This is a genomic window from Mucilaginibacter sp. FW306-07-L (assembly GCF_058782065.1).
In genome coordinates, this window is record NZ_JBYSXI010000001.1 from 252285 (window position 1) to 273013 (window position 20729).

Sequence of the window (20729 nt, forward strand, 5' to 3'; positions counted from 1 at the left end):
TTTTTGTTTTAAATAGCGTTTTGCCAAGCTAGTTATTGAACTACTACCCTTTGCTTAAGCATATAATTAAACGTTATATCGTAAATTCATTATGCACAAGGGTGATAATAATTCTGTTCCAGATTTCTTTATTTTAAATTTAATAACTTTGCTGAAACCTTAAACCGATATGCACTCCGGAAAAGCGGCTTTTCAACTCAACCTTAATAAACATTTAATTCTCGCAAGGTGACTAAGAAATTCACTTTGCTAAGTCTGCTCTTTTTCTGCTTTTCTTTTGCTCTTGCTCAAAAGGAAACCTTCTTGACGGGGCATGTAATCGATAGTGTAAGTAATTCGCCAATAAATAATATAAACATTTTTTGCTTTAGCTTAAAAGACACTATATATCAAACACAAAGCAACGCTTCAGGCACTTTTAATATCCCCCGGAATATTATTGACAAAATTGATAGTATAAAACTGTTAAGCGTGGGCTATCAACCTTACATCATCATAATTAATACTATAAAAAACATTAATGGAAGGCAATATTTGGGTTCTTTCAAAATGAAGACAATAACTATTCAGTTAAAGGAGGTTAAAATTAATGCAAAAAAGCGTTACAGAGACACAACAAGGTTAAATTTTTCAGAAAATGAGTTTAAAGAAGAGGTGATGGTTAATAACTTATTTAATGAATATGGATTTTCAAAAGATAAGTATGGTACGTTGTATTATAAAGGCAGGCCAGTATCTGATTTAGTGGTTAACGGAAAGCCTTTTTTCAATAATGGAAGTAATGAAATTTTTTCACTATTACCGGCACTTGTGCTGAGCGGAATAGAAATAACGGAAACTAACATTGATAGCCTGACCAATACAACAACATTACAGCCAAGGGTAAAAGTAAATTTAAAACTGAAAGATAAGTATAATAGGGGCAAATTTGGTTATAATACTTTAGCTTATGGAACATCAAAAAGGCATTTGGCTGCAGGAAACATATATTCTTATAAAAACAGTGAACAAATAACCGTAAATGTGAATGCCAACAACGTTAATATGGGAAGTCCCCCCCCTATTGATCCGATAGTTTTTTTTTATGGTCCTGGTGGGGCAGTTGATACAAAGGATCTATCGTTCAATTATCACAATTTATACTCATCGAAAATACAATTAGACTTTTCATTTAAAGGAAAGCAAGAGAAAAAGAATATACAAACTCTATCAATACGGCAGGATGATATTCTAAATCAAAAGTCTGCTACGAAAAACACCTCGATAACAACATCTCGAGGCATTTCTGATTTAAACTTATATTTAATTTTTCGCCCAGATTCGCTCAATGAAATTAGCTTTGCCCAGTCAGGGAACTATTATAAAACTAACTTGAAGGATTCTCTTGACTATGATATTCAATACCAAAAAAACCATCTTTCATCAAACGTTTACAAAACTGGTGAAAAAGTCAATGACTTTTGGAGTACAGATATTTTGTACAAGCATTTTTCTTCGAATAAAAAAGGGCGATTAGTCAGCATAATTTTCAACAGTACTAAAGTAGGAGACAGGAATAATGAAAAAAACGAGGCTTTTAATCGAAATGACACCAGCTCAAAGTTTTATAGTGTTTTAGGAGAACAAAGTTTAACACAGCAAAAATATAGTTTTAAGACAGATATAACCGAGCCTGTACAAAATTATTCTGGTTATTTAAATTTCATTGGCTCATACAGTAGTTCAGCCATAAATTATAGCCCAAATGTTTCCAGCGATAGCCTGATTACTGATGTTTCATCGGCGAAACTTAGTAATAATTTTTTTCAGTCTGGTTTAAAGTATCATCGAACATATGATAAGGCATTTTTAATGATAAGTGTTAAAGGTTTATTTAATTCGAGATCGGCTATAGTAAATGGAGAACACACAATAAAAAACTTTTTTAATTTAAATGGTGAATTACAAACCTCCTATAGATTTAAGGGAAAAAAGCAACTCAAATTTTCATTACAGGCAGTAACTGAATACCCTGAACCATATTATTTGATCAATGTAAATAATTCATTTGACTTAGTTGCACAAAAAACGAGTAACCTCAATTTGGCTCCACAGTTGAAGAACAACTTGAACATAAGTTTTTATAATGCAATTACAGATAATAAAAGTATAAATGTTGTTGCTGATATATCTTATTATTTAAAAAAATTTGGGTTTAACGTAAACGCACAACCGAACGCCATTCAGCGAGTATCGATTGATAATATGGACAATGCCATTACAGCAAGCGTTAATAACAATATTTCTATCCCAATTCTGCATCTGCCAATAAATATTTATACTAATATTTCTTATTTTGAACAACCGACTGTTATAAATTTTGAAAAAAAGAATAACAGCAGCATAGCATTCAATCAATCAGTATCAACCACAAAAGAAATCATCAAAAACTTTCTATCAATTTCTCCAACTTTTGGCGGAAATTATTCTAAATCTTTTTATAACTCATCTGCAGTTAGTGTATATAATTTAAGTTATACGGATAAAATAGCAATTTCATTGTTGAAATTTGAATTGGAAATATATCCGCAAACTATTTATAACAACGGCCTTGTTAAAATTTTTTCGTTTTCATTAAATGCGGGTATAAAAAGAAAAATACTCAATAATTACGGAATATTGTGGCTGCAAGGTTATGATGTATTTAATTCATACAGAGCAGCTAATAACATTTTAGGTGCATATTATGCCCAAACGGTACGTAACTCCAATATTAATCGCTATTTTATTTTAGGGTTAAATTTTAAATTTAATAACATTAAATAGCGCTTTAAACATTACTTTAGCGCTTTAATATTAAACTTTATCACATCATGAGAAAAATTTTATTTCTATGCAGCGCATTCCTATTCTTGTGCGGCTTATCTGCATCAGGTCAAATCACATTCAACCTTTCAGCCGCAACCGTAACATCCGGACAAGAGGTGGTAATAACCTCCTCGGGTGAAAATGATGCTATAGCCATGGGCAGCAAATACATTTCCAGTATCAGCAATGCTTCAGTGGAAAGTGCCAACCCGTCTACCTACTTTACTAATCAGAGTATATCCACCACAGCGATTACTTATTACCGTAATTCAAACACTAACCCACGGCAACCTACCAAAGTATTTTTAACACCTAAAAATACAAGCTCAGTTCCTGTAACTGTTAATTACAAAATCCGTGTCGATAGCCGTGATATGTGGGAGAACAAAAGCCTCCCTCCCTTTGATTACACATTTACAATTACTGTTAATCCTGCGCCTGTGATATTTTATAATCAAGTAAAATCACAGACATTTTATAACCAGAATTGTGCAACTGGAACACAAGCACAGCCTTATGTATACACAGTAGCCGCTGGTACTTACAGTTCAACAATATCTCAAACAGATGCTAATAACAAAGCTCAGCAAGATGTCAATACCAACGGCCAATCAAAAGCCAATCAATTAGGCGGTTGTGCTATCGTATACAGCAGTGCCGCAATATCAGGAAGTTTTACAAAAAATAATTGTACAGAACCTTATTACGCGGGTGGTACATCAGTTCCTTATAGCATTCCTACAGGACAGTTCACTTCCACAATCTCACAAGCGGATGCAGATGCACAAGCACAAGCTTACTTCAATACAAACGGACAAGTTAACGCAAATGCAAACGGCAGTTGTATTTATGGAAATATGTCTTACATACGATATACCAATGGCGCAAAACCTGGATCTAAGATCACCCGATTAAAAATTAAAAATAGTGCAGGAAATGTAATTTATGATTTTTCTGAAACGCAATTACTTGCCGGTCAGTCAATAGTGCCAGGCATTTATACATTTGAATTTAACACCATAGGGCCGATTACAAGTGGCAATACAGGTTGGAGACAGATAGGAATAAATTTATCACAACCCGATATATTTTACTTTGAGCAATACAATAACGGTACTGCTACTACATATACTTTTACAAATGTCAATACGACAAATTCTCATTCAATTCAAGTTTATATGCACTTTCAGTACATCTAATAGAAAAAGTAATTCGTAATTTTCTAATTACGGATGATTTTCATGTTTATAATCCTAAGATTGCAGTCTATCCTGCTCCCCGCTATATTTACCAACTAGCCTGGAGCGCAAGATAGAACTGTTAACAGTTGGTAGCGAAACTTTGCAGATCAGCCATAGAATGGTTCGAGTCCTGTTCCCGCTACCTTGATTGAAGCCTCAAGTCGAAAGATTTGAGGCTTTTTTATGTTAATTGATTTTCTTCACAAAAAAGCAGGTAAGCTCTCGCCTACCTGCTGCCAACCACACTTATCCAACTACTAAAATTCTTTTGTGGGTGTGTTGTTCCTCGAAATAAACATCACCAGATTAACAACTACCAATACTGAAATTAAAGCTACCATGGCCACCTGCATTATTTGTTAAAAGAAATGCAACTGCTGTACCAAACCTATTTTAAGCAGGTATACTTAATTAAATGGGGAATTTATACGATCAGGAAAATTTTAATACACAGTTATGGGGAATTTGCTTCCCTATTTGTGCATGGGTGAAATTATTGAACTTAAATAGCGCTTGTTTTTGCTTAATAGTTTATTTGGCTCGGTTTTGGAATATATAGTTTTAGAATTATAATTAAACTATGCGAGTACAGTGGAGCAGCAAAAAGGATGAGTATAACTTGCCTGATTATATACCCGATGAATTATTGAACGAGGAGCGTGCTTTTGAAAATTTTGGCCACAGCCTTAAAATGATCGACGAGCGTGGCGGTATGCGGATCGACGAAATAGTGTGTAATATACTTGGCCTGTCGGCAGAGGTTAAACTGGTGATGAACGAAAATACGTTTGCTGATCTGCTCAAAAATTACCTACACCTTAAAGGCCTGCTCCATTCAACTACCGGGCAGGTGCTGCATTAAGTGAATTTATATCAAATACCCCTGTAATAACAAAAGCCTCTTCATTATAACAATGAGAGGCTTTTAATATTTTAGGTCACCTTACTTAGGGCACTATCTGCCAAAGTTCGGCATCGTACTGGTTTTCATACCACTGTTCCAGCTTGGTGCCGGGTGTTTGGTTGCTTTGAGGTACGTTTAATGCGAACAGGCTGCGGCGATTGATGAGTTTAAAGTAGCCGTTACCCATATCCTGCACGCGCCATTGCTGGGCTATATTGTTATTATCCGTCCATTGTATTAATATATTCCCTGCCGATAATGATCCGCCTGCATTATCCAGGCACAGGTTTGATGCCGCCGAGGTAATTTTATAATAACCATTACCTAAACTGGTGAAAACCCATTTTTGCGCGATGTTACCGTTATCCGTGTATTGTTGAATTTGTAACCCCGCTGTATTGCTGCCGCTGGGTACATCAACACATTGCGAGGTTACCTTTGACTTAATACGATAGGTGCCATTGGCTATTGGCATGGCATAAGATGAGCCTACAGACGGCGAAGGGATAGGTATACCCTTTTCTATCGGTATGCCGAAATAGGGGACATCACCATCCCACGAGAATTGCTGCGCCATAACGCGCCTGTCCCAGCCGGATCCATCTGAATTGGCGGAGTGGTAAACGATCCACCACTGAATATTATCCGGCGATTTGACGAACGAGGCATGGCCCGGCCCGTAAACGTTGCCAAAGCGGGAGAAAGCAGCGGTTGATTGTTTTACCCAGGATGATTTGGCCATCAGGTTGCCGTTGGTGCAGGTAATGCGGCCCAGGCAGTAGTCGTTGGTCCAACTGCCGCTGGCTGAGTAAATAATGTTTACGGTACTGCCGCTGATGAGTGAGGTTGGTCCTTCGTTAACGGTTGGCGTGCCCACTTTTTCCCAGGCATAATCAGGGCGCGATATTTCAACCCGCTCGCCGCTTATGGTGTAAGGGTTGCTCATTTTAGCGATGTACAGGTATTGCGAAACGTTGGTAGTGCCTTCCCAACCCGACCATACAAAGTACTGCTCACCGTTAAAGTCAAACGGGTGGCCGTCAATGGCCCAGCGGTCGGTAGCAGGGGTAAGTTTGGCTTTATAGGCGTAACTACCCGCAAGCGGATCGCCGGAGTTGGTGCCGCCCTCAAGCACATACATACGGTGATTATCGTTATTGCCATTATCGGCAGCAAAGTAAACGTACCAGCGGCCATTACGGTAATGCAGCTCGGGTGCCCACAGGTTTGAGGAATACCCGGTGCCTCCAGGCGGGGTAAAAATGTAGGTTTTAGTTTGTTGCAGCAGGTTTTGCAATGTGGCCGATTTGGTGATATACAGCCGCCCGCCGTCTGATCCGCAGTAATAATAATAAGCTCCAACGTGGATAACCCAAGGGTCGTAATAACTGCCATTATCAATAGATGGCAGCGCGTTGGTAAAAATGGGCGATGCAGCGTATTCTTTTTTTGGTGTGTCGGTACCGGTTGCATTAGTTGACGGCGCTTCCTGCTTTTTGCAAGCCGCCAATAAAAGCATTACAACAGCCCATAGCATGAGCATTGATCGTGAAAAGTTTTTCATAAAATATAGGTATAGTTAATAAAATTGGTTGTTGGTTAAACGGTGTATTTAAACGTTGTGTTTCAAAAGTTTGGGTTTTTATTTGGAGGCTTGATCAATATAAGTTGTATGGAGAAAATGTGATAATCATGTCAGCTTTTCAATTATGATATCTTATCACAATATCCCCGCCTTTTTGCTGTTAAACTTATTCGTATTTTTGTTATAGATGGATTTTAAACTTACCTCTGAATATCAACCTACCGGCGATCAACCTACAGCTATCAAGCAATTGGTTGAGGGCGTTAATAATGGCGATCAGTACCAAACCCTGCTGGGTGTTACCGGCTCGGGCAAAACCTTTACTGTAGCCAACCTGATAGCCCAAACGCAACGCCCTACGCTGATATTGAGCCATAATAAAACCCTTGCTGCACAATTGTACGGCGAGTTCAAACAGTTCTTCCCCGAAAACGCGGTGAACTACTTTGTATCCTATTACGATTACTACCAGCCCGAAGCATTTATCCCCACCACAAATACTTACATAGAAAAGGATCTGCAGATCAATGACGAGATCGAGAAGCTGCGCCTGCGCACTACTTCGGCCCTGATGTCGGGCAGGCGGGATGTGATCGTGGTGTCGTCCATATCGTGTATTTATGGTATGGGTAACCCGGAGGATTTTGCCAATTCGGTATTTAAGTTCGCGGTAGGCACTCGCATTAGCCGCAACGCGTTTTTGCATCGTTTGGTAGAGATACTTTATGCCCGCACCACAGCCGATTTTAAGCGTGGTACCTTTAGGGTAAAGGGCGATATTGTGGATATCTTCCCGGCCTATATGGATCATGCCTACCGCATATCCTTTTTTGGGGATGATATTGAGGAGTTGAGCACTTTTGATATCACCAGCGGTAAAACCATCGAAAAGATGACGCACATGGTGCTGTATCCGGCCAACCTGTACGTTGCCCCGCGTGAACGTTTTCAACAATCAGTATGGGCCATACAGGAGGAACTGGAAAGTCGGAAGAAACAGTTTATAGATGATGGTCGCTTTTTAGAAGCCAAGCGCCTCGAAGAAAGGGTAAACTACGATCTGGAGATGATCCGCGAACTGGGTTATTGCTCGGGCATCGAGAACTATTCCCGCTTTTTTGATGGCCGCCAGCCCGGTGCAAGGCCATTCTGTTTGCTGGATTATTTCCCGGATGATTACCTGATGGTGATTGACGAAAGCCACGTTACCGTACCGCAAATCCGTGCCATGTATGGCGGCGACCGCTCGCGCAAAATATCATTGGTGGAGTATGGATTCCGCCTGCCTGCCGCTATGGATAACCGTCCGTTAAACTTCCAGGAGTTTGAGCGGCTTGCCCCACAAACGGTATATGTAAGTGCCACGCCCGGCGATTATGAGCTCGAAAAATCAGAAGGCGTGGTGGTGGAGCAGGTGATACGCCCAACCGGACTGCTTGACCCGGTGATCGAGATCCGCCCGATCATTAACCAGGTGGATGATTTGCTGGATGAAGTGGATCAAACCATAAAAAAAGGCGACCGTATACTGGTTACCACCCTAACCAAACGTATGGCCGAGGAACTGGCCAAATACATGGATAAGCTGGGCATTAAATGCCGTTATATACACTCTGAAGTAAAAACGCTGGAACGCGTAGAAATACTGCGTGGCTTGCGCCTGGGCGAGTTTGATGTGCTGATCGGTATCAACTTATTGCGTGAAGGTTTGGATTTGCCTGAAGTATCATTGGTGGCTATTCTGGATGCGGATAAGGAAGGTTTCCTGCGGTCGGAGCGTTCGCTGATCCAAACTATTGGCCGTGCCGCGCGTAATGACCGTGGCCGGGTAATTATGTATGCTGATACCATTACCGACTCCATGCAGATCACAATTGACGAAACCAACCGCCGCCGCGAACTACAGATAGCCTATAATACCGAGCATGGCATTACGCCACGTACGGTAGGTAAATCAAGGGAAGCCATTATTGAGCAAACCTCGGTAGTTGACTTTAAGGGTGGCGTACAAAAAGCTTATGTGGAGCAGGATTCCGTTAGCCTGGCTGCCGACCCGATAGTGCAATACATGAGCAAACCCGATCTTAAAAAATCAATTGAAAATACCCGCAAGGACATGGTTGCCGCCGCCAAAAACATGGACTTTTTATTAGCCGCCAAACTGCGCGACGAAATGTTCGCCCTGGAGAAAATGATGGAAGAAAGGTTTGGGGGGAAATAAGCAGTGGGTATTGGTCATTAGTAATTTGTCAGTCAGTTTATAGAAAAGAACTGCAATGACTAATGATTAATGCCAAATGACCGGGCAGCAAAATACTGCCTTCAATCATAACCAAACATTTTTAGCGTTATTAACTTATATTTGCAGGCACAATATTAATTCGCATGGGATTATTACGTTTCTTATTCATAGCCATAGCTGTACTATATGCTGTTCGTTTAATAGCACGCTTGCTGTTGCCTATGTTTTTTAAAAGTATTGTTAATAAAGCACAGCAACAGGCTAACAGCCAATACCAGCAACAACAACCGCCCCGCAAGCCCGAAGGCAGCATCCGCGTAGATTATGTACCGCACGAAAAGCGTTCATCAGTGCCCGATAGTGAAGGCGAGTACGTTAGTTACGAAGAGGTAAAATAATTTTATGGTACCTGAGCAGGTTTTTAAGCGCCGTCCCCAGCATAACAACACGCCCGAAACGGTTATGCTTATCATCGTTAACTACGTGGTATTCTCCATATCAACACAGTTATTTGCTATGTGCACCAAAATCAATACCTTTTTTTGGATAGTGCTTGGCTTCCTGGTTCTTTATAACTTTTATATAGTTCGGCGCAACCGTGAGGAGTATAGTCGCATACAGATCATAGCCTATGTTATTAGCCTGCTGGGCATGGTGGCTTTGTTTTTCTTATTCCGCAGCAGGGCAACCCCTTGTTAAACATTCGTTTTAACTTTAATTTACAATCCGGGTCAAATTTATATTTTTGAGCATTCATACTCATTTAAACTATATTGATGAACAACTGGTTTAAGCGCAATGGCGTGCATTTGGCTGTAATAGCCGCTTTCTTGGTAATTTCATTTGCCTATTTCTTTAGTCCGCTGGTGCAAGGCAAAATGCTTTACCAGGGCGATGTATCGCAAGCGCAGGCCATGCAGCGGGAGATAATGGCCGTAAAAGAAAAAACCGGCCATGCCCCTTTATGGACCAACCAGATGTTTGGCGGTATGCCATCGTATCAAATTTGGGCACCTTACGCGTCAAACATCACTACACATGTTATCAATGTACTAAAAACCGTGTTCCCTAACCCGGTTGATACCGTGTTGCTGTACCTGGTAGGTGGTTATTTGCTGTTTAGCGTATTGCGCTTTAAGCCCATAATGGCTGCCGCGGGTGCTATTGCTTTCGCGTTTTCATCATACAACTTTATTTATATAATGGCGGGGCACGCTAACCAGGCCTATGCCATAGCGTTTTTTGCGCCGTTGCTGGCAGGTATACTGCTTACGCTGCGGGGCAATTATTTGTGGGGAGGGGTGATCACCGCCTTTTTTATGGCGATGGAAGTACGCTCAAACCACGTACAAATGACGTATTACCTCATGTTGTCGCTGGTTATCCTGGTGGCTATTGAGGCTTATCATGCTATTAAAGCAAAACAAACTGGGCCTTTTTTAAAGTCGATAGGTGTTTTGGCCGCATCATTTGTGCTCGCCATATTGATAAATGCCGGTACGCTATGGACTACTTACGAGTACAGCCAATACACCATACGCGGCAAGGCTAACCTAACGGCCAAAGCCGATGGCAGCGAAGCCGGGCAGGGGCTTGATAAGGGATATGCTTATAACTGGAGCGAAGGTGTAGGCGAGATCATCACCTTCCTGGTACCAAACGCCTATGGCGGCGGCGACCACACTCCGCTGGGCGATGATTCAAAAGTAGTAAAAGCGCTTACCGAAAAAGGCGTTGAAGCTTCGCAGGCACAAGGGCTGGCGCAGCAACTGCCGGTTTATTGGGGCGATAAGCCGGGCACCTCAGGCCCATGGTATTTTGGAGCCATAATTTGCTTTTTATACATTTTTGGTTTGATGGTGGTTAAAAACCGCATTAAATGGTGGATAGTTGGCGCTACGCTGCTCAGCATCCTGTTGTCATTCGGTAAAAACTTTATTGTTTTTTCTGATATTTTCTTTGACTACTTCCCACTATACAACAAGTTCCGCGCGGTAGAATCCATATTGGTTATTGCCAGCCTTTGCTTCCCGATACTGGCATTCCTGGCCATTAACGAGGTGGTTACTGCTCAGGATAAAAAACCGTTGTTCAACAAGCTTAAAATATCATTATACATTACCGGCGGCATCCTGCTGATTATGGCTTTAGCGCCTGATATTTTCTACAACTTTAAAGGTGAGAACCACGAAACACTGATCAGCAGACTGGCGCAGGCTTTTGGCGGCGATAATGGTATGGCTAATACAGTAGCCTCGGCCCTGGTGCAGGACAGAATATCGCTTGCAAAAGCCGACGCTGTCCGCTCCCTGATATTTGTACTGGTTACCTTTGGTTTGCTATGGGCATACATTAAAGGTAAACTCAATACCACCGTGCTTGCCTTTGTGTTTGTAGCCGTTATAATTGCTGACATGTGGACGGTTGACAGGCGCTATCTGAATGACAAGAATTTTGTTGAGAAATCAGACTATCAAAATATTTATAAACCCCGTGAGGTGGATAATATCATCTCTCGCGATACTACGTATTACCGCGTTATGGATCTGAGCCTTGGCGATCCGTTCCGTGATTCATATACTTCATACTTCCACAAAACAGTAGGTGGTTTCCACTCGGCCCGTTTGCGCCGTTTTGACGAATTGATGGAAAATCAGCTTTCTAAAAGCATCAACTCCGATGTTTTGGATATGCTGAATGCCAAATACATTATCACGGCCGACCCTAAAACCGGCCAAACCAACATGCAGCGTAATGAAGGCGCTTGTGGTAATGCTTGGTTTGTAAAAAGCATAAAATACGCTGAAAATGCCGATCAGGAAATGCAGGCGATCACCAGCTTTAACCCTAAGGAAGAGGCTATAGTTGATAAGCAATATAAATCGCTTATTGATGAAAAAAATATAGGCGTTGATCCGAATGCGACCATTAAACTGGTAAGCTATGCCCCTGAACACCTGGTGTACGAGAGTGGTTCAACCGCCTCGCAGATTGCCGTATTCTCTGAAATATATTACGACAAAGGCTGGAAGATGCTGATAGATGGCGAAGAAAAACCATATTTCCGTGTTGATTACCTGCTGCGTGCCGCGCAGATACCGGTAGGTAACCATAAAATAGAATTTATTTTCCATCCTACCTCATACTACGCCGGTGAAAATATATCCCTTGCCGGTTCGGTATTGTTAGTACTGATATTAGGTGGCGCGATATATACAGAAGTCCACAAGAAAAAAGCGGTCTGATTATAGCACCCCGGATTTTGATAAAAAGCGAAAGGCGGCAATGTACATTGCCGCCTTTCGCTTTTTTATGTTTTCGTTTTTTTAGTTTAACCTTTTGGTTAACTGCTCCTCTACCTTTTTAAAAACCTGCACCGGCTTTAATCCGCGCCAGGTAAGTTCGTCAAGCTCGCCGCCAAAGTTAATGTAATAGTCAATGTTGTTGCGTTTAAATTCTTCTATCACATGTTCCCTGAAATTGATGCCTGCTATCCAGCCATCCTCTACCTCCTGGAACCATTCCTCATAGTAACAATCGTCGGACGAGTGAAAATTGAGCACATTTTCACCGATCAGGATAAACTTGTTAACGCCTTCATCCATCATCAGCTCAATAAGCTCACGCTTCAACAGCATAATATCATTATTTATAGCATCATTCCATTCGCCAATAAATTCAATAATACTAAAATGGCGGTCGTAATCCACATAGATCACTTTGAGGTACAGGGTGTTTGAGCCAAAGGTATCCCATTGCGGGTGCAGCAGGTAATTGTATATCTGCTTATCAAATTCAAATTCGCTGTATTCAGTAGCATAATATGGCGAGTATTGATCCTCCGCGGCCACATAATCATCGCGCCATTTATAGTATGGTTCTATTTCGTGCATTTTGCCTTCTATGTAATTAATTATTGTATTAGCCCAGCCGCCTCAACAGCTTTGCGTACGCTGCCATGCTGTTTCAGCAGGCTGGCGGCCGTGGCTTCGTCAAGCCCGGTTTCACTCATCACCATCCGGGTGCCGCGGTCTATCAGCTTATTGTTTGATAACTGCATATCCACCATCTTATTACCCTTAATGTGGCCTAATTGTATCATAACACTGGTAGTAAGCATATTTAAAACTAATTTTTGCGCGGTGCCTGCCTTCATGCGGGTTGAGCCGGTTACAAACTCGGGGCCGGTAACTACTTCCACCGGGTATTGCACCTCGGCAGCAACCGGGCTGCCGCTATTGCAAACCACACAGCCCGTAAGGCAGCCGTTGGCATTGGCGGTGTTTAAGCCACCAATAACGTAAGGCGTTTTGCCCGATGCGGCAATGCCTACCACCACATCCTTAGCGGTAATGTTATAGGCCAGCATATCCTGCCAGGCTTGTTCGGCATCGTCCTCGGCAAACTCAACGGCCTTGCGTATGGCGCCATCGCCACCGGCAATAATACCGATCACCATATCAAAGGGCACACCATAAGTAGGCGGGCATTCCGACGCGTCAACCACACCCAACCTGCCGCTGGTGCCCGCGCCAATGTAAAACAGGCGGCCGCCATTGCGCATACGTTCGGTAACGCCGGTAACAAGCGCCTCAATTTGCGGTAAAGCCTTTTCAACGGCTAAGGGTACGGTTTTGTCTTCGTTATTTATATTTTGCAGCAAGTCGCCCACGCTCATCTTTTCCAGATTGTTGTAGTGCGAGCTTTGCTCGGTAGTAGCTTCCATTTATTGCAGATTTTAGATTAACAAAATTCGGTAAAATTCATCAAATACAGTAATGTGTAAATTATACGCAGAACTTAATTTAATTATCTTTGTGTTAATATAGTAAGCATGAAAAAAACCGCTTCCATAATATTCAGGTCAGCCTTTCTTATTTTAACGGGGGTGATTTTGGGTATCTATCTGGGTCGCGGCGATATGGACGGCCAGCCTTTCAGCCTGTCGTTAAATCGAAACGATAAAATGTCGAAAGTATTGCAACTGGTGCAGTACAACTACGTTGATTCGGTTAATGTGGATAGTATTGAGGGTGCCACAGTTAATGAGCTGCTGCAAAAGCTCGACCCGCATTCGTTATACCTGCCGCCGAGGCAGGCAACCGCTGTTAACGAGCGTTTAGAGGGCGGTTTTACCGGTTTAGGTATCGAATACAGTTTGCTTCGCGATACGCTGGTGATCACACAGGTCTATCCCGGCGGACCGGCAGCTAAGGCGGGCATACCGGGCGGTACCAGGGTATTAGCCGTTAACGGTAAGCCGTTTGCAGGTACCGGAATTACCGATAGCGCCGTAACTAAAATGCTGCTGCAAAAGGGCAAACAAGCCAATGCCATTACCGTCAGCGCTTTATTGCCTGATGATAATACAGTTAAAAAAACATTCACCATAAAGCCCGGGCGTGTACCATTAAGCAGCCTTGACGCGGCTTATGTTGCCGGTAACGATGTAGGCTATATCAAGATCAGTAAGTTCGCCGCCACTACCAATGCTGACTTTAAAAGGGCCATAACCCGGCTAAAAGCCGAAGGGGTTAAAAAGCTGGTGCTTGACCTGCGCGGCAATGGCGGCGGTTACCTTACCGCGGCTACTGAAATGGCCGATGAATTTTTACCCAAAGGCAAGCTTATTGTATACACCAAAGGCGTGCATGAACCACGTACCGATTACTTCGCCACCGATTCCGGCGCTTTTCAGCAAGGTAATATGGCGGTGCTGATCGACGAATATTCGGCTTCGGCCAGCGAGATATTATCCGGCGCTTTGCAGGATCTGGACCGTGCCGTAATTGTGGGCCGCCGTTCATTCGGCAAGGGTTTGGTACAGCAGCAGTTTCCGTTTGATGATGGATCGGCAATAAACCTTACTGTGGCGAGGTATTATACACCTTCGGGCAGATCAATACAGAAATCTTACAGCCGTGGCATCACCAGCTATCGTAATGAGCTGGCCGAACGTATGCGTAAAGGCGAGTTGTTTTCGGCCGAGATGAGTTTGAATGATAGCGCGCTGAATAAAAGATCGCCATACCGTACCAGCAGCGGCAAGCGGGTGTTTAGCGGCGGCGGCATTATGCCGGATGTTTTTGTACCCGCCGATACCGCGCAAAGTACCCCGCTTATCATTGCGCTGACCGACGCGCAGGCATTTACTTCATTCGTGCTTGATAAAATGCAGCCCACGCTACGCTCCTATAACGTGGCGGATAACTTTGTTAATACCTACACGGTAACCGATGCCGAACTGGATAGCTTTATGCACTATGCTTCGGGATTGATGAAGCCGGTGAGCAAGGCTGATGTGGCAGCCAACGCACCTGCTATAAAAACACTGCTAAAAGCCTATGCCGCCCGCTTTAAATGGGGCGATAGCGCGTACTTTCAGGCTGTAAATAATAACGACAGCGCATTTAACAAAGCGCTGACAGCTATCCGCTAAAAACAGTTGCACATTATAAACTTATTGTGCAATTTTGCAACGCTTATGGAGAAAGACGGAGGGATTAGACCCTGCGATGTCTTAGCAACCTGTGCTTACAAGGTGCTACATTCTACTTAACCGCAACTAAGTGGTTAGGAAAGATAAGCGAAAGTCAGATTACAACACCCGACTTTTCGAGATAAGCTGTATTTAGATTTGAGCTATTAGACATGAGATTTGAGATAACTTCAACGTTATTCGATCCCATAAATTTATGATACCTCGAATTTTTGATATGCGATTTTAGATGTATGGAGGTTGCTCTCACATCTCAAATCTCCTATCTCATATCTGAACAAATGGACATTAGAGAAGAACTTAAAAAACGCATACTGGTTATTGACGGGGCAATGGGTACCATGATACAGCGGTACCAGCTTACTGAAGCCGATTTTCGTGGCGAACGTTTTGCCGCGCATCCGTCGGACTTAAAAGGTAATAACGACCTGCTTAACCTTACGCGGCCCGATATTATTAAGGCCATACATGCCGAATACCTGGATGCAGGTGCAGATATAATCGAAACCAACACCTTCAGCACGCAGCACATATCGCTGGCCGACTACCACATGGAGGAATTGGCTTACGAAATGAGTTATGAGGGTGCCCGTATTGCCCGTGAGGTAGCCGACGAGTATAATAAAAAAACACCCGAGAAACCACGTTTTGTAGCCGGTGCCGTTGGGCCTACTAACCGTACCGCATCCATATCGCCGGACGTGAATGATCCCGGTTACCGTGCCGTGAGTTTTGACGATCTGGCCGGGGCTTATTATGATCAGGTACGCGGTTTGGTTGATGGCGGCTCGGACTTGTTACTGGTTGAAACTATATTTGATACCCTGAACGCCAAGGCGGCCCTGTTTGCCATCCAGCGCTATGCGGAAGAAAGCGGTAAGCATCTGCCGATCATGATATCGGGTACCATAACCGATGCTTCGGGCCGTACCCTTTCGGGGCAAACGGTTGAGGCGTTCTGGAACTCCATTCGCCATGCCAATTTGCTGTCGGTAGGGTTGAACTGTGCTTTGGGTGCCAAAGAGATGCGGCCATACCTGGAGGAACTTTCAAACAAGGCCGATGTATATATTTCAGCCTATCCTAACGCGGGCTTGCCTAACGAGTTTGGCGCGTATGATGAAACCCCGCACGAAACCGCGCACCAGGTTGATGATTTCATAAAAGCCGGACTGGTGAATATAGTCGGCGGCTGCTGCGGAACCACGCCAGATCACATCAGTTGTATTGCCGAGCGAGCTGAGAAATTTGCACCGCGCCAGTTACCGCAGATTGAACCATACCTGCGCCTGAGTGGTTTGGAGGCGGTAACACTTACGCCCGAAACCAATTTTGTAAACGTAGGTGAGCGTACCAATATCACCGGGTCGCCAAGATTCTCGAAGCTGATTTTAGCTGAGGATTATGAAGCTGCCTTAACCGTTGCCCGTCAGCAGGTAGAGGGCGGTGCCCAGGTCATCGACATTAACATGGACGAGGGCATGATCGACTCGGAAGCCGTGATGGTTAAATTCCTGAACCTGGTAGCTTCCGAACCTGATATTTCCAAGCTGCCCATCATGGTGGATTCATCCAAATGGACGGTGATCGAAGCTGGCCTGAAATGTTTGCAGGGTAAAGGCATCGTAAACTCCATCTCGCTTAAAGAGGGTGAAGAAAAATTTAAAGAATACGCTCGCAAGGTGCAAAGCTATGGCGCTGCCGTAGTAGTAATGGCGTTTGATGAAACCGGCCAGGCCGACTCACTGGAACGCCGTATCGAAATATGTCAGCGCTCATACAACATACTGGTTAACGAAGTTGGTTTCCCTCCGCAGGATATCATCTTCGATCCGAATATATTAACCGTGGCTACCGGTTTAGAGGAGCACAACAACTATGCGGTTGACTTTATTGAAGCCACCCGCTGGATAAAGCAAAACCTGCCGTACGCCAAGGTGAGCGGTGGGGTAAGTAATATATCCTTCTCTTTCCGCGGTAATAACGTGGTGCGTGAGGCTATGCACTCGGCATTTTTGTACCATGCCATTAGCGCCGGGTTGGATATGGGCATTGTGAACGCCGGTATGCTGGAGGTTTATGAGGAGATACCCAAAGACCTGCTGGTACTGGTAGAAGATGTGCTGCTTAACCGTCGCCCTGATGCTACCGAACGTTTGGTCGAGTTTGCCGATACCATAAAAAGCAAAGGCAAAGAGATCATCCGTGATGAGGAATGGCGCAAGGAGCCGGTTGAGAAACGCCTGTCGCACGCGCTGGTGAAGGGTATTATTGAGTACCTGGATGCCGACGTGGAAGAGGCGCGCCAGCAATACGCCCGCCCGCTGGAGGTGATTGAGGGGCCGCTGATGGATGGTATGAACATCGTAGGCGACCTGTTTGGTGCCGGTAAGATGTTTTTACCGCAGGTAGTAAAATCAGCCCGGGTAATGAAAAAGGCCGTAGCCTACCTGCTGCCCTTTATTGAAGCCGAAAAGGCAAAAAATGCCAATGCCTCCCAACGCAGCAATGCCGGTAAGGTGTTGATGGCCACCGTAAAAGGCGATGTGCACGATATCGGTAAAAATATAGTAGGCGTAGTACTGGCCTGTAACAACTTCGAGGTGATTGACCTGGGAGTGATGGTGCCGGCACAGCGTATTATTGAAGAAGCTAAAAAACACCAGGTAGATATTATTGGCCTGAGCGGATTAATCACACCATCGCTTGATGAGATGGTGCATTTTGCCAAGGAGATGGAGCGCGAAGGCTTTACCATTCCGCTTATTATTGGCGGGGCAACTACCTCACGTATACATGCCGCGGTAAAGGTAGCGCCCAATTACTCGGGAGCCGCCATACATGTGCTGGATGCATCGCGCAGCGTAACGGTGTGCAGCAACCTGATGAACGCCAATGTAAAGGACGATTATATTCAGGGTATAAAGGATGAATACGCCAAAGCCCGCGAGGCGCATTTAAACAAGCGTAACGATAAACGGTTTGTAAGCATTAATGATGCCCGCCGCATGAAGTGCAACATCAACCTGAATGGTTCCATCCCCAATAAACCAACATTTACGGGTACAAAGGTTATTGAATCGTATCCATTGGAGGAACTGCTGCCTTATATCGACTGGACACCGTTTTTTCATACCTGGGAGCTGCGTGGCAGTTACCCCAAAATATTTGACGATAAATTTGTAGGGCAGGAAGCGAAAAAACTGTTTGATGACGCGCAGGTACTGCTCAAGCGTATTGTTGACGAAAAGCTGCTTCATGCCAACGGGGTGATCGGTTTTTGGCCGGCCAACAGCGTGGGCGACGATATTGAACTTTATACTGATGAAACACGCCAGCACGTCATAACCAAAATACACACCCTGCGCCAGCAGGCCGAAAAAGCCAAGGACGAGCCATATTACGCCCTTGCCGATTTTATCGTGCCAAAGGATAGCGGCATCATCGACTATTGGGGTGGCTTTGCCGTAACTGCCGGTATTGGCTGCGACGAACTGGTGGCCGAATTTGAAAAGGATCACGACGATTATAACAGCATTATGGCCAAGGCACTTGCTGACCGCCTTGCAGAGGCCTTTGCCGAAAAAATGCACGAACTGGTACGTAAGGATTACTGGGGTTATGCTAAGGATGAGGAATTAAACAATCTCGATTTGATCAAGGAACAATACCAGGGCATCCGCCCGGCACCGGGTTACCCGGCCTGTCCGGATCATACGGAAAAAACAACCTTGTTTGAATTACTAAAGGCCGAAGACAACGCGCACATGCACCTTACCGAAAGCTTGGCCATGATGCCGGCCGCGTCGGTAAGCGGGTTTTACTTCGCGCATCCGCAGGCAAGGTACTTTGGCCTGGGTAAAATAAGCAAGGATCAGGTTACTGATTACGCCCGCCGCAAAGGTATGACCATTGAGGACGCTGAAAGATGGCTGGGGCCGAATCTTAATTATTAAGTGAGGGTAGCAGTTGCGGTGGCGGTAGCAGTAATTTTTTGTTAATTAGCATAGTATAAAAAGTAATGACAGGTAGTTTTAGGGATTTAAAAGTATATCAGTTGAGTTTTGAGTGCGCCAAAGAAATATTCAGGCTTACAAAAAACTTTCCTAAAGAAGAAACATATTCCTTGACTGATCAGATCAGGCGATCATCACGGTCGGTTTGTCCTAATATTGGCGAGGTTTATCGTAAACGTATATACCCTAAAAGTTTCACCGCCAAAATGGTTGATGCTGATGGTGAAGCTACTGAAACATCTATATGGCTTGACTTTGCTTTAGATTGTGAATATATTGATGAAGTAACACATGCCGCCTTATTTGCAAAGTATGAACAAATTGGGCGCATGCTTAATACGATGGCTCTTAATCCCGAAAAATTTACTCCTAAAAACTAAACTGCAACTGCTACCGCAACTGCTACTTTAGCCTCCACACATGAAGATCACCGAACATATTAAAAACGCCAACGGCAAAACACTTTTTTCATTTGAGTTGATACCGCCTTTAAAGGGGCAAAGCATACAGGGTATCTATAACGCTATCGATCCGTTGATGGAGTTTAACCCACCGTTTATAGATGTTACATCGCTGCGCGAGGATTACATTTACAAACAGCATAACAACGGCCTGCTGGAAAAGCTGAGCTACCGTAAGCGCCCCGGTACCATTGCTATTTGCGCTGCTATCATGAACAAGTATAAGGTTGATACCGTACCGCACATGCTTTGCGGTGGTTTTACTAAGGATGAAACCGAAAACGCGTTGGTTGACCTGCAATTTTTAGGCATTGATAACGTACTGGTGCTGCGTGGCGATGCCCGCCGTGGCGATGCCGCGTTTGTACCTACGCCCAACGGCCATTGTTACGCTACCGAGTTGCTGCAACAGGTGGTTAACATGAACAACGGCAAATACCTGCACGAAGATTATGGCGACATGGCACGTACCGACTTTTGCATCGGTGTGGCAGGTTATCCCGAAAAACACTTTGAGGCACCCAACCTGAAAGCCGATTTTCAGTACCTGAAACAAAAGGTAGATATGGGGGCAGAGTTCATTGTAACGCAAATGTTCTTCGATAATAAAAAGTATTTTGAGTTTGTTAACAAATGCCGCGAACATGGTATCAATGTACCCATCATACCAGGGCTGAAGCCTATAACCGCGTCAAAGCAACTGGTGAGCCTTTCAAAAACATTTTTTATCGATATGCCCGAAGATCTGGTGGATGCCATACAAGGTTGTAAAGACGAAAAGGATGTAAAAGATGTTGGTATTGAATGGATGATCAATCAATGCAAGGAATTAGTTAATTTCGGTGCGCTGGTACTGCATTTTTATACTATGGGTAACCCTGGCCCAACAAAACGCATTGCCGAAGCTATTTTTTAAATCGATATAATTTTACTA

Annotated in this window: 14 protein-coding genes and 1 riboswitch; of the genes, 11 read left to right on the plus strand and 3 right to left on the minus strand. The window is 43.8% G+C overall.

Going from position 1 to position 20729, the window contains the following annotated elements; genetic code table 11:
* The first annotated feature begins 228 nt into the window (after positions 1-228).
* The 3 genes from AC3WJC_RS01135 to AC3WJC_RS01145 all read left to right on the plus strand — a co-directional run bounded on the left by AC3WJC_RS01135 (position 229) and on the right by AC3WJC_RS01145 (position 4950).
* On the plus strand, positions 229-2805 hold the full coding sequence (locus AC3WJC_RS01135) for a peptidase associated domain and porin domain-containing protein (protein WP_492397228.1): 2577 nt from the start codon (positions 229-231) through the stop codon (positions 2803-2805).
* 47 nt (positions 2806-2852) lie between these two features.
* A complete protein-coding gene (locus AC3WJC_RS01140; RefSeq protein WP_492397229.1) occupies positions 2853-4046 on the plus strand; it encodes a DUF5977 domain-containing protein in 1194 nt (397 codons plus the stop codon).
* 622 nt (positions 4047-4668) lie between these two features.
* Complete coding sequence (locus AC3WJC_RS01145) at positions 4669-4950, plus strand: hypothetical protein (RefSeq protein ID WP_492397230.1); 282 nt, start codon at positions 4669-4671, stop codon at positions 4948-4950.
* An 85-nt stretch (positions 4951-5035) separates the two neighbouring features.
* Here AC3WJC_RS01145 and AC3WJC_RS01150 read toward each other — a convergent pair whose 3' ends face one another.
* Entirely contained in the window at positions 5036-6556 is a 1521-nt protein-coding gene (locus AC3WJC_RS01150) for an RICIN domain-containing protein (RefSeq protein ID WP_492397231.1), read from the minus strand.
* Positions 6557-6764: 208 nt separating this feature from the next.
* Between AC3WJC_RS01150 and uvrB the strand changes: the two genes are divergently transcribed.
* The 4 genes from uvrB (at position 6765) to AC3WJC_RS01170 (ending at position 12064) form a co-directional block, all read left to right on the plus strand.
* The gene (uvrB, locus tag AC3WJC_RS01155; RefSeq protein ID WP_492397232.1) at positions 6765-8798 is read left to right on the plus strand and encodes an excinuclease ABC subunit UvrB; all 2034 of its coding nucleotides are present in this window, start codon (positions 6765-6767) and stop codon (positions 8796-8798) included.
* Between the two features lie 164 nt (positions 8799-8962).
* Positions 8963-9217, plus strand: a complete 255-nt coding sequence (locus tag AC3WJC_RS01160) for a DUF4834 family protein (RefSeq protein ID WP_492397233.1) — start codon at positions 8963-8965, stop codon at positions 9215-9217.
* A 4-nt stretch (positions 9218-9221) separates the two neighbouring features.
* The gene (locus tag AC3WJC_RS01165) at positions 9222-9518 is read left to right on the plus strand and encodes a hypothetical protein (protein ID WP_492397234.1); all 297 of its coding nucleotides are present in this window, start codon (positions 9222-9224) and stop codon (positions 9516-9518) included.
* 77 nt (positions 9519-9595) lie between these two features.
* On the plus strand, positions 9596-12064 hold the full coding sequence (locus tag AC3WJC_RS01170) for a hypothetical protein (RefSeq protein ID WP_492397235.1): 2469 nt from the start codon (positions 9596-9598) through the stop codon (positions 12062-12064).
* Positions 12065-12145: 81 nt separating this feature from the next.
* Here AC3WJC_RS01170 and AC3WJC_RS01175 read toward each other — a convergent pair whose 3' ends face one another.
* Positions 12146-12712 (minus strand): hypothetical protein, encoded by a 567-nt coding sequence (locus AC3WJC_RS01175; protein WP_492397236.1) that lies wholly within the window; start codon positions 12710-12712, stop codon positions 12146-12148.
* Positions 12713-12732: 20 nt separating this feature from the next.
* Complete coding sequence (murQ, locus tag AC3WJC_RS01180) at positions 12733-13545, minus strand: N-acetylmuramic acid 6-phosphate etherase (RefSeq protein ID WP_492397237.1); 813 nt, start codon at positions 13543-13545, stop codon at positions 12733-12735.
* A 108-nt stretch (positions 13546-13653) separates the two neighbouring features.
* Between murQ and AC3WJC_RS01185 the strand changes: the two genes are divergently transcribed.
* The 4 genes from AC3WJC_RS01185 (at position 13654) to metF (ending at position 20711) form a co-directional block, all read left to right on the plus strand.
* A complete protein-coding gene (locus AC3WJC_RS01185; RefSeq protein ID WP_492397238.1) occupies positions 13654-15258 on the plus strand; it encodes a S41 family peptidase in 1605 nt (534 codons plus the stop codon).
* Between the two features lie 40 nt (positions 15259-15298).
* A riboswitch (SAM riboswitch) is annotated at positions 15299-15408 on the plus strand.
* A gap of 191 nt (positions 15409-15599) precedes the next feature.
* On the plus strand, positions 15600-19274 hold the full coding sequence (metH, locus tag AC3WJC_RS01190; RefSeq protein ID WP_492397239.1) for a methionine synthase: 3675 nt from the start codon (positions 15600-15602) through the stop codon (positions 19272-19274).
* 65 nt (positions 19275-19339) lie between these two features.
* Positions 19340-19714, plus strand: coding sequence for a four helix bundle protein (locus AC3WJC_RS01195; protein ID WP_492397240.1), 375 nt, complete (start codon positions 19340-19342; stop codon positions 19712-19714).
* 40 nt (positions 19715-19754) lie between these two features.
* Complete coding sequence (gene metF / locus AC3WJC_RS01200) at positions 19755-20711, plus strand: methylenetetrahydrofolate reductase [NAD(P)H] (protein WP_492397241.1); 957 nt, start codon at positions 19755-19757, stop codon at positions 20709-20711.
* Positions 20712-20729 lie beyond the last annotated feature (18 nt).